We start from the raw sequence: 10,911 nt of genomic DNA, 5'->3' as shown, positions 1-10,911 counted from the left end.
CCGGATCAGCGGCGCCAGGGGCGCCTTGCCTGTCCTGAACTCGATTCAGGATCTGGATGACTATAAAATGGGAGTCCATGCGTTACCCCATGAATCATCTGTGACACGGCAATAGTGCTGTGTCACACGTCAATGGTTGGGTTGCGCGGGCGAGTGATTGCCATGGAAGATCACAAAAGATCCCGGATCAGCGGTGGCAGGGGCGCCTTGTCCGGGATGACTGCCTCGGTGTATCACTTACAATTTCACAGTTGCCGAGAGGGGGAATACGCAGAAAACGCTGGCTGCCTCATGATCAGCACAGCGTTCGCTCTTGCCCTCAAACTACCCCCCAACAGGCTCTAAAACGGCTGCGAGCCCGTCAGGTAGAGCCCCGTACCGTCGGGGCTGATGGCGAAGTCGGCACGTAGGTGAACGCCCGAATCGGTCAGGCGGTAGCGCAGTCCAAGTCCGGCGGCGGGTTTCCAGTCGGTGTGGCCAAGTGTCGAAAATTGAGGGGCGATGGCGCCGATGCTGCCAAACACGGCGGTCTTGATGGGCCCCCATACCGGAGCGCGCCACTCGGCCTGGAGAGTTGTTGTTACCTTGTCGCGGAAGCGGGCGTGTCGGTAGCCGCGCATGCGTGCCGAGCCGCCAAGAGAGGGGAGCAGCGCAAAGGGCGGCTCGCCCGTAACGGCTTCTGCATAGCCTTGCAGGGCCAGCACATGGTCGTTACCAAGCGGCACAAATTGCCGAATATCTGCTACGAGGCGTGTGAACGCCCCCTGTGCTCGCTGCACGTACGGATGAAAAAGCGCATAGAGAGATAAATAGTGGCCGTGTTGGGGATAGTATGTGCGCGATCGAGCATCTACAAGAAGCATTGGGCCGATGCCCCAAACCGTGCTGCCACCTGCGCCAGACACCGAATCGGTATCGAGCAATCCGTTATCGGCGACGGTGGTGATGGTTGCGTGGCGGATGCGTGTGCGCAGCCCCGCATGCAGGGCGTGCGTCATCCGTCGTGCCCCACGCAGTTGCAGGTCGATCATCTGCCGGGTGTAGGATTCGCGGGCGTTGCTTGTGGTGCCGGGTCCTATGCCAAAGAACGAAGCAGGCGTGCGAGCCGCGTTGGCGGAGGTCCAAAGCCGATACTGTCCGTCGTTGAGGTAGAGCTCGGTATCGAACGAAAACTCGTACTCGCCATTCAGCGTCGCCGACAGGTCGGACGTAATGCTGGAGATGCGAGCAGGGTCGTTCCCAAAAAAGTATGCTCCAGCAAGCCCGGCCCCTACGCTGGTTTCAGGGGTGTAGTAGACAAACGGAAGCGCGTACCAGTCGGTGGTTGAGGTGGTGTCTTCTGAGGTGAGGGTGTCGGGCTGTTGTACAGGAAAAGACGGCGGGGCACACGCGGTAGCCTGATGCGGGAGCCCCATCCCGACGAGTAGGCCTATAACAAGCGCTATGATTCCAGAATGTAGGGGCAGAGTCTGACGTATACGCGACGCTGCCATCTTTGCGTATCTCTCAATATGTTTTCTGCGTGCTGCCGAAGGGGGCTGGGCAGGCAGATGGGCTACTGAGCAGTTCAATGGCGAGGGGCCTTTGAAATAGAATGATCTGTCAAACAAGTGTTACGACTCGGAAACATCAAGGGGTCCACGACGAGTGTGTTTTGTGAAAGATAATGTGGAGTGGGAATTCGAACCGACGAAAAGATCATGATGGTGCACACGAGATGGTGCACACGAACGCGTAGGGCCGAGCCGTATGAGTTCATGCCTTATGAAACGCACCCGTGCAGCACCGCAATTGCCGATTGCACCCGTCCCCACTTACCTTGTATATTGAATACGGTGTAACGTCGTAAGTTGGCCCCTTCGCATTCTATTCCTGGCGCGCTCTCTGCTCTTGCTATGGCCGATTCCGAAAAACCCACGATCAATGTTCGCAATGAGGAGGTGGAGTTGCTGGATACAATCCGCCGTCTGGCGCCCCGGTTTAATGTACCGCGAGAGCGTGCCGAGATCTATGGTGTATGGACGATCTGCTACCGCCGGTTTTGTGAGAATCAGGACCGCCCTGTTGTGTGGATGGATAGCGTATCTGCATTTATGGATTTTTTGGGCACCCAGGCGCGTTTGTCGGATGCAGAACGCAATCAGGCGCTCGATGCGGTCATGTTCTACCTGACCGACATCCGCCATGCCGAAGATCAGGGCGAAATTGAAGACGTGGAGTCCTTTCCTCGTCCCACATCGGCGCGTAGCCTGTTTGCCCACCTGTTGCTACGGTGTGAAATAGATGTAAGGCAGGCGCTTCAGTTGCGAGTCGATGATGTGGATATGGAGAGTGCGACGCTTCGTGTGCAAGATGATAACGATACGCGTGTCGTTCAGTTGCTGCCCAGCCTGCGCGCCGGGATGCGTGCGCACATGAAACGGATTGCTGCCCATGCCGAGGCTGACAACCCGCTCCTCTTTGGGCCCGATGCGCCCACTGTCTCGGTGTCTACGCTGCCTCAAGAAGAAGCCGAACGTCCCGACGACGATGTGGAGCATGCTACCGAGGCGGCTACACGCGTCATGAAGACATTGATGAACACAGCCGCGAAAACATACGAGCAGGAAGAGGATCCCGAACAACAGGACGACCAGGAGTCCGAGTCCGACGCGACTCCGTCGTCGGGAAACGATACCCGTGAATCAGATAATGCAGCATAACGGCGAATGAGAGAAGGCCGAGAGGCCACTCGCCTTGCAAGCCCCGACGCGACTCCGTGGTTGGGAGCATGGCGCCGCATTCATCTTTCATTGATAATTTGGTCATCCCTGAAGCATATTAGCCGAGTATCCTGTAGGTTCTAAGCGCTTTTTCACCCGAAGCCAGCATGCAACTTCTTATACTAAATATGTCGGAAGCGCTTCGTATGGGGCCCACGGCCTTCGCTTCCCACATCGCCCCGGTTTCGCCTCGTCTGTTGGCGAATCCGCTCGCACTTGGTAAGAATGAACCCGCGCTTTGCCATGTCCAACCCGAATTCGCATCGTGCCGATGCCACGGCCCACGCCGCGACCGACGCGGTAGCCACGCCGCAATATGATGCGCCCTTTGATCTGTCGACGCGTGCCCCACATGACTTTGCGCCCGACACGCTGCGGCAGGTGCTACGCACCATGATGCTGTCGCGACGCCTTGACGAAAAGATGATGACACTGCTCAAGCAGGGCAAGGGGCACTTTCACATTGGCGCCTCAGGGCATGAGGCTGCCCAGGCCGCCGTCGGCCTGCACGCGCAGCCGGGGCACGACTGGTTCGCGATGTACTACCGCGACCTCTGCATCACGCTGTCGCTGGGCATGCGCCCTGAAGACGCGTTCCTTGCACATCTGGCCAAAGCCAATGACCCGCATTCGGGCGGACGCCAAATGCCGGAGCACTTCGGGCTGCGCGATCTGAACGTGATGACGACCTCCTCGTCGGTGGGTGCACAGTTTATGCCTGCGGTTGGATTCGGGCTCGCCATCCAACAGCGTGGCGATGATGCCTTCGTTTATGCCTCGTGCGGTGACGGCGCCACCTCGCAGGGCGACTTCCACGAGGCGCTCAACTGGGCCACGCGCGTCCAGGCTCCTGTACTTTTCATGGTACAAGACAACAAGTACGCCATTTCGGTGCCCGTTGAAGAGCAAACTGCTGGAGGCACCGCCTACAAACTGGCCGCGGGATACGACGGACTCAGCCGTATCCGTGCTGATGGTACCAACTTCTTTGAGATGGCCAGCGCCGCCGAAGCCGCCATCAACCACATGCGCAACGGCGGGGGCCCGGTGTGCCTCGTGGCCGATGTGGTGCGCCTCCTGCCCCATTCGTCCTCGGATGACCACACCAAATACCGTCCCGACGACGAACTGGAGGCTGACCGCGCCATCGACCCCATCAAGCGGATGCGCAACACGCTTGTCGATGCCGAGATCTTTTCCACGGAAGAACTCGACGCGCTCCAGAACGATGTGCACCATCAGGTCGAAGAGGCATCGAAGTGGGCGCAAGAACAGCCCGACCCCGACCCCGCCACGGCCACGAAGCACGTTTTTTTCGAAGGCGACCTCGGCCTCAGCTACAACACTGAATCTGATCTCGACCCGGATGCCGAGCCCATCGTTATGGTGGATGCCATCAACCGGGCGCTTAAAGAAGAGATGGCGCGCAACGAAGACATTATCGTCTATGGCGAAGATGTGGCGGGCGAAAAGGGCGGCGTCTTTACCGCAACGAAAGACCTGACGCGTCTGTACGGCGAAGATCGCTGCTTCAATGCACCGCTGGCCGAAGCCTCTATTATTGGAAGCGCCGTCGGCTGGGCAGCGAGCGGCTATCACCCCGTCATCGAAATTCAGTTTGCCGACTACATCTGGCCCGGCATGCAGCACCTGCGCAATCAGGTGGCGCCGTTTCGGTATCGCTCGAACAACGAATGGAGCTGCCCGATGGTCATTCGCGTGCCGTGCGGTGGGTACATCCACGGCGGGCTCTGCCACTCGCAGAACATCGAATCGATCTTTGGCCACACGCCCGGTCTGAAAGTCGCCATGCCTGCTACAGCGGCCGATGCGAAAGGGCTCCTTACCACCGCCATGCGGATGGAAGACCCCGTTATGTTCTTGGAGCACAAAGCGCTCTACCGTGCCGCCGCTGCCCGCACACCGACGCCGCCTGAGGAGTATCTGCTCCCGTTCGGAGAAGCCCGCGTGGCGCGTGAGGGCACCGATCTCAGTATCATCACCTACGGCATGATGGTGCACAAAGCCAACAACGCCGCCAAAGAACTTGCCAAAGAAGGCATTAGCGTAGAAGTCATTGACCTGCGCACGATGGTGCCGCTCGATACAGACACGGTGCTCGAATCTGTGTCGAAGACCAACCGGGCGCTTGTGCTCTACGAAGACCACGAGTTCATCGGCTATGGGGCCGAAGTGAGCGCCCAGATTGCCGACCTTGCGTTTAAGCAGCTGGATGCGCCGGTGCGGCGCGTGGCCGGAGCGTTCTCACCCATTCCGTTTGCCCACAGCCTGGAGCGCGAAGTGCTGCCCAGCGACGACGACGTGCTGGAGGCGGCCCGTGAACTGGCTGCGTTTTAGCCTTAAATAACCGACCCAACATACACGCGGCCTCGTCGGCGTCCCGAAACCATTTGCAGGCGGGCACCGTGTAGTGTGCGGACAGGCGCAGAAGCGGCCTCGTAGCCGGTTGTGCCCGCCATTCCCCCCGGTATGCGCCCCGTAATTGAGCGGCGGCGTCGGGTTGATTCCTCCGTCGAGGACCATATTTCGCATTGATTTAACGCACAAACACCCTTAACCCATGGCTACTGATATCGAGTCCGCCGTCAAAAACATTATCGTCGAAAAGCTGGGCGTCGATGAATCCGACGTGACGACCGACGCGTCCTTCACCAATGACCTGGGGGCCGACTCGCTCGACACGGTTGAGCTGATCATGGAATTTGAGAAAGAGTTCGACCTGACGATCTCGGACGAGGACGCTGAGAATATTGCGACGGTGGGCGATGCCGTTGACTACCTCTCCGAAAAAGCAGCGTAACGTCGTTCCGGTGTGCTGCACCCAGCCTCCCGGCGGCCCCTCGCTCAGATGCGAGCTGGTGCGCCGGGTTTGCTGTTCAAGGGCGCTGTGGCCCAGCCGCACGGTCTTCTTCAGGACCTCCTGTTCATCATCTGTTCCAAACTGCCGTTGTCATCATGTCTGCTCGCCGAGTTGTCGTTACGGGGATGGGGGCACTCACCCCACTGGGCCTGACCGTAGATTCGTTCTGGGAGGCTGCTCTTGAAGGCACCAGCGGCGCTGCCCCCATCGCGTCGTTCGATGCATCGGAGCTGCGCTCTACGTTTGCCTGCGAACTGCCTGACTTTGATCCTGAAGATTACCTGGATGCGAAGCTGGCTCGTCGCATGGATCCCTTCTGCCAGTATGCACTTGTGGCCGCTGATGAAGCGGTGCGCCATGCCGGATTCGATAGCGATGAGATGCCCCAAGATCTGAAAGACCGCATTGGCGTGATCTACGGCAGTGGCATTGGGGGGATGCAGACGTTTTACGATCAGACCGACTATTTCCTGAATAGCGGCGAAACGCGCGTGTCGCCGTTCTTCATCCCGATGCTTATCCCCGACATTGCCAGCGGGCAGATTGCCATTCAGCACGGCTTTCGCGGTCCTAACCATGCGGTCGTATCGGCCTGTGCAACCGGCAACCACAACATTTCCGATGCCTTTCGCCTCATCCGCGATGGGACCATCGACGGCGCGGTCTGTGGGGGAACGGATGCATGTGTGACGAAGCTCGGCATTGCGGGCTTTGCCTCGATGCGTGCCCTCTCAACTCGTAACGACGATCCAGCCCGCGCCAGCCGTCCGTTCGACAAGCACCGCGATGGCTTTGTGATGGGCGAGGGCGCAGGCGCGCTCTTCCTTGAAAGTCTGGAGCACGCAAAAGCACGCGGTGCCACCATTCATGCAGAAGTGCTGGGCACGGGCATGTCGGCCGATGCGCATCACCTTACTGCGCCCGACCCTGAGGGCGGTGGCGTAAAGCTGGCGCTGACCCGCGCCCTGGAAACTGCTGAGATGAATGCGGAAGACATCGATTACATCAATGCGCACGGCACGTCGACCCCGCTGGGAGATGCGGCCGAAACCTCGGCCATCAAGCAGGTCTTTGGCGATCATGCTTACGACCTGAACGTGTCCTCGACCAAGAGCATGACGGGACACTTGCTGGGCGCTGCCGGAGCGGTTGAGGCGATTGCCTGCATTCAGGCGATGAAGCACAACGTGGTGCCACCAACCATCAACTTTGAGGAGGCCGATCCCGAGTGTGATCTCAACTACACGTTCAATGAGCCGCAAGAACGCGAGCTCAATGTGGTCCTCAATAACGCGTTTGGATTCGGTGGCCACAACACGTCGTTAGTGCTGGGAGCCTTCGATGAGTGAAGTGGGCACGCTGGCGGGGTTAGAAATAGACCAAGGGCAGAAGCGCATGGCCTTGACCGATGGGGACGGTGCCGTGCAATGAATAGGAGACACAGAACGCCTGGCGATTCCCTTGCTCCGCCTGATGCCAGCCTGCGCATCCTACCGAAACACAACCTCTTGGATGAGCTCCTGCCCCAGTTCTTCGTTGAGGCGGTTGCGCCACTGCTGGCGTTGCAGGTGAAGCTCCTGCCGCCACGCGGCCGAGCGAATCTTGACAAATAAGCGCGGCCCCTTCATCCACACGCTTTCGGTCACGTTGTTGATCTGGGGGCCCACGAGCATGGCCCATGCCTCGACCACGCGGGCTTCGTCGATCTTTCCGCCTACATTGAGGCGTTGTAAGACGTCGTCGAGAATGTCGCCGAGGGGCTGCGGGTCGTCTGTGGGCATAACAAACGGGCGGTCTGCTCCAGAAAAAAGGAGTGTTCGGGGGTATGTAGACCCCATAAGGCGGTGTTACGTTTCTCGGCAACGGGGCGGCTCTACCGATGACCTTCTATTTGTGCGGTTTCCGAAGCGATATGCGTTTCCTTTTCCTTCCTGTTCGCTGGCGCGTTGAGTGTGTCGCGGTTCTGTTGGTGCTGACATGGGGGCTCTGTGCCGCTGGGCAGAGTCATGCTCAGTCCCGTTCCCATGCTGATACGGTGACGGTGTCGTTGCAAGAAACCATTGTGCGAGCGCTGGAGGTGAGTCCCGACATCAAAGAGCGTGATGCACAACGCGATTTTGCTGCCGCGCGCTCCAGAGAAGCGCGGGCCAGTCGCTTTGCGACCAACTTCAACCTGAATACCGCGCACTCTATTGCGCCGAGCCTCGACATCCCCGCCGACAACGACCGGCCCACCAGCGAGCTCTACCTGAACCCCAATGTCGAAAATGACTGGCAGATTCAGAGCCTGCGCCCGTTTAACCGGTTGGAGGTCGTCTTGCAGCAGCCGCTGCTTACGTGGGGGGAGCTTTCGGGTAATATTGAGGCGGCGCAACAGGGTACGCGCGTTGAAGATGCAGAGGTGCAACGCAAGCGTTTGGAAGTGGCGCTTCGGGCGGGAGAGCTTTATCAGAACGTGTTGCTCACGAATACGCTGCGCAGCCTGACCGACGAAGCCGAGTCGCTGCTTCGACAGGCGCGCGACGAGGTCGAAACCTTGCTCAACGAGGGCAGCTCCGATGTCGATGAAGCCGACCTGTTCAAGCTCGACCTGGCCCAGCAAGAGTTCGAGCGGCGCCGCACCGAAGTGCGCGAGCAGCAAGCCACCGCACGCGCAGCCCTTACAGGACAGCTCATGCTCGACGACAATGCTGTTGTGGTTGCCGACGAGCAGATTCGTCCGTTCTCGCTCGACCTGCTGGGCGATTCGCTTGCAACGTACCAGGCTAACGCACGCCGTCATCGCCCCGAGTTCGACCAGGCCGAGGCCGGGGTAGCGGCCCGCGACGCTCTGGTTGATGTAGCGCGCTCTGACTACTACCCGAAGCTCGCCCTGCAAGCGTCGTACGGAATCAGTGCCACGCCCGGACGCTATCGCCAGGAGAATGCGTTTATCGGTGACTCATTTCGTGGACAGTCAACGCGTACTGGATTTGGCATTCAGCAGAACCTGAATTTCTACCAGACACGGGCGCGGGTCGAGCAGGCTGAAGCGCAACGAGCCGAAGTTGAGTACCAACGAGACGCTGCTGAGACGCTGATCGATGTTGAGGTTGAAGAGGCCTATCGCGATGCGCGTACAGCCCAGCAGCGGGTCGAGTCGTTCGACGAATCGGTGCGCACAACGCGTGAGTGGCTGCGTACGGAGCAAATTAACTTCGATCTCGACCTGGGCGATCCGCAGAACCTGGTCGATGCCGTACAAACCAATCTGGAAACGCGAGCCGCCTACTATGAAGCTGTGCAGCGCTATAATGTGGCGGTGCTGAAGCTGCTACGCACCACCGGCACGCTTCCGCAGGAAGCACAGCGCGGCACGCTTATTGAACCGTAGTGGTGTGCAGCACTCAACAATCTTTTCCTAACCGAATGCCTTGCTATGTGGTCTTTTCTATCGCTTCGTTCCGGCGCGTTTGCTCTTCTCACAGTTATGCTTGTGGCGGGAGCCGCCGTACCGGTTACGGCCCAACAAGCCAACGACGCTGATGAGTCTGAGGCGATCCGTGCCATGCTCGAAGAGCGCGATGCCGAGATCAAATCCATCCTGAACGGGACCGAGAGTGATTTCTCAAGCGCCCAGCGCGATGAGCTCATGACGCTCATTAACGGATTCATCGACTTCCGGGCGATGGGACAGGAGGCGCTTGGGCCGTTTTGGAGCGATCTCTCCGAGGAGCAACGCGCCGAATTTGTTGATGTGTTTCAGGGCGTGGTGCGGCATCAGTCGTTGAGCGACCTGGAGGCCTATAACTCTGAGGTCACCTACGATCGCATTGATGTAGAAGACGACAGCGCATTCGTGCGCACCACCACGCGCTATCAGGGCAACGATACACCAGTCGATTATGTGCTGCATCGTAAAGACAGTACGTGGCTGGCCACCGACATTATCCTCGATGAGGTGAGCACGGCAGGAGGCTACGCCCGCTCGTTTCAGAACGTGATGCGAAAGCGGGGCTTTGATGCGCTCATGAACAGCCTTCGTACCCGCTTAGACCGCGCCGAGCAAGAAGCCAACGCCCAATAAGTCGCCTGATACAGCGGGGCGTACTCCCCATTGCGTGAGTGCGCCCCGCTTGTTGTTTTGCCGTTTGTCTGCACCTCATGTCCACCGAAGGATACGTTCTGCACTGTTACGGAGACGAAGTCTATGCCCGCCACGCGGTGGCCTCTGTATCCACCTTGCGCCGCTACGACACCACACGCCCGGTTGCGCTGTACTGCCCGGCCGCGCACCGCCAGTATGTAGAGGAGGCTGGTGTTGCCTCGCTGTTTGAGCGCATTGAACCGCTCCCCGAGGCGCACCGCTCCATTGTCGGGTTCAAGCATCACATCGATCGGTTCATGCCATACGACCGGTGTTTGTTTGTTGATACCGATATGGTGTGGTGCCGCGACCCCGATCCGCTATGGCAGCAGCTTCAGGCGTTCCCCTTTACGGCAACGGGACGCATGCGCGCTGATTTCTTTTTTGGCGGACCCAAAGGGGCGGGGGTGCTTCTTGACATGGTGCTCAACCGCCGCGGGCGCACCCTTCGGCGGTTTGGGCTGTCGTACCTGCCCCGCGTACAGGCGGGTATGCTGTACGCGCAAGACCGCGAAACGACACGTACTTTCTGCGCCACCGCGCAACACTTCTTGGAGCAGGCCCCCGACACGCACTTCCGCAGCCGCCTTAACGAAGGACGCAGCGAAGAATCGTGCGAGTGGAGCATGGCCATGGCGATGAGCGAGTTGGATCTGCACGTCTTCTCATGGATGCAAGGCCATAACACGCCGCAACTCGACTTCATCGACGGACTCACCACGTACGACCCTGACTTTGAGCACGTGGTGTGCGACTATTACACCACGCCCTTTGTGCACGACTTGCGGGGTATTCCCAACGAAACGATCCGCGACCTGCTCATTGCGCTGCTCACCCGCTTACCTGGATGGGGCGACCAGATGCGCATTACTCCGTTTGTATTGCATTTTGGATGGCTTCACGAAAAAGAGCCATTCTACGCGTTTGCCGAACGGGCCTGGACGCAGTGTACGTCAGCAGAGTCGGTATAGCCAACGAAGCATTGGTAGGGGGGGCTTGTAGTATCAACTCCGGATGCTCCGTTGGGGATGGAAGCGTGAATGGGCAGATGAAAAACATCCATCCGTCCATTCGTTCATCCTCACACGAGGCCGAAGGCCGACTGACGAGGTAAACCCGGTGTGCTGCCGAGAAGCGATGCC

The 10,911-nt window shown here is 59.1% G+C and carries 9 protein-coding genes; 7 read left to right on the top strand and 2 right to left on the bottom strand.

Annotated elements, in window-relative coordinates; genetic code table 11:
• Nucleotides 1-341 precede the first annotated feature (341 nt).
• Entirely contained in the window at nucleotides 342-1,415 is a 1,074-nt protein-coding gene (locus R6U20_RS06765; RefSeq protein ID WP_410337097.1) for a BamA/TamA family outer membrane protein, read from the bottom strand.
• Between the two features lie 480 nt (nucleotides 1,416-1,895).
• On the opposite strand from R6U20_RS06765, the gene R6U20_RS06760 reads away from it, so the two are divergent.
• The 4 genes from R6U20_RS06760 to fabF all read left to right on the top strand — a co-directional run bounded on the left by R6U20_RS06760 (nucleotide 1,896) and on the right by fabF (nucleotide 6,992).
• A complete protein-coding gene (locus tag R6U20_RS06760; protein WP_410337096.1) occupies nucleotides 1,896-2,702 on the top strand; it encodes a hypothetical protein in 807 nt (268 codons plus the stop codon).
• A 303-nt stretch (nucleotides 2,703-3,005) separates the two neighbouring features.
• Complete coding sequence (locus R6U20_RS06755) at nucleotides 3,006-5,120, top strand: thiamine pyrophosphate-dependent enzyme (protein WP_410337095.1); 2,115 nt, start codon at nucleotides 3,006-3,008, stop codon at nucleotides 5,118-5,120.
• A gap of 223 nt (nucleotides 5,121-5,343) precedes the next feature.
• Nucleotides 5,344-5,583, top strand: coding sequence for an acyl carrier protein (locus R6U20_RS06750; RefSeq protein WP_098061324.1), 240 nt, complete (start codon nucleotides 5,344-5,346; stop codon nucleotides 5,581-5,583).
• A 155-nt stretch (nucleotides 5,584-5,738) separates the two neighbouring features.
• Nucleotides 5,739-6,992 carry a beta-ketoacyl-ACP synthase II gene (gene fabF / locus R6U20_RS06745; protein ID WP_410337094.1) on the top strand — a complete coding sequence of 418 codons (1,254 nt, stop codon included), beginning with the start codon at nucleotides 5,739-5,741 and terminating at the stop codon, nucleotides 6,990-6,992.
• 141 nt (nucleotides 6,993-7,133) lie between these two features.
• Here fabF and R6U20_RS06740 read toward each other — a convergent pair whose 3' ends face one another.
• Nucleotides 7,134-7,424 carry a DUF721 domain-containing protein gene (locus R6U20_RS06740; RefSeq protein WP_410337093.1) on the bottom strand — a complete coding sequence of 97 codons (291 nt, stop codon included), beginning with the start codon at nucleotides 7,422-7,424 and terminating at the stop codon, nucleotides 7,134-7,136.
• Between the two features lie 254 nt (nucleotides 7,425-7,678).
• Between R6U20_RS06740 and R6U20_RS06735 the strand changes: the two genes are divergently transcribed.
• The 3 genes from R6U20_RS06735 to R6U20_RS06725 all read left to right on the top strand — a co-directional run bounded on the left by R6U20_RS06735 (nucleotide 7,679) and on the right by R6U20_RS06725 (nucleotide 10,740).
• Nucleotides 7,679-9,016, top strand: coding sequence for a TolC family protein (locus R6U20_RS06735; RefSeq protein ID WP_410337092.1), 1,338 nt, complete (start codon nucleotides 7,679-7,681; stop codon nucleotides 9,014-9,016).
• Between the two features lie 45 nt (nucleotides 9,017-9,061).
• Nucleotides 9,062-9,709: a phospholipid-binding protein MlaC gene (locus R6U20_RS06730; protein WP_410337091.1), complete on the top strand. Its 648-nt coding sequence runs from the start codon at nucleotides 9,062-9,064 to the stop codon at nucleotides 9,707-9,709.
• A 77-nt stretch (nucleotides 9,710-9,786) separates the two neighbouring features.
• Nucleotides 9,787-10,740, top strand: a complete 954-nt coding sequence (locus tag R6U20_RS06725; RefSeq protein WP_410337090.1) for a hypothetical protein — start codon at nucleotides 9,787-9,789, stop codon at nucleotides 10,738-10,740.
• Nucleotides 10,741-10,911 lie beyond the last annotated feature (171 nt).

The sequence above is a fragment of the Longimonas sp. genome (assembly GCF_046498435.1).
GTDB lineage: Bacteria > Bacteroidota > Rhodothermia > Rhodothermales > Salinibacteraceae > Longimonas.
The sequence above is the reverse complement of the archived record's forward strand: the minus strand, read 5'-3'. Positions and strand labels throughout refer to the sequence as shown.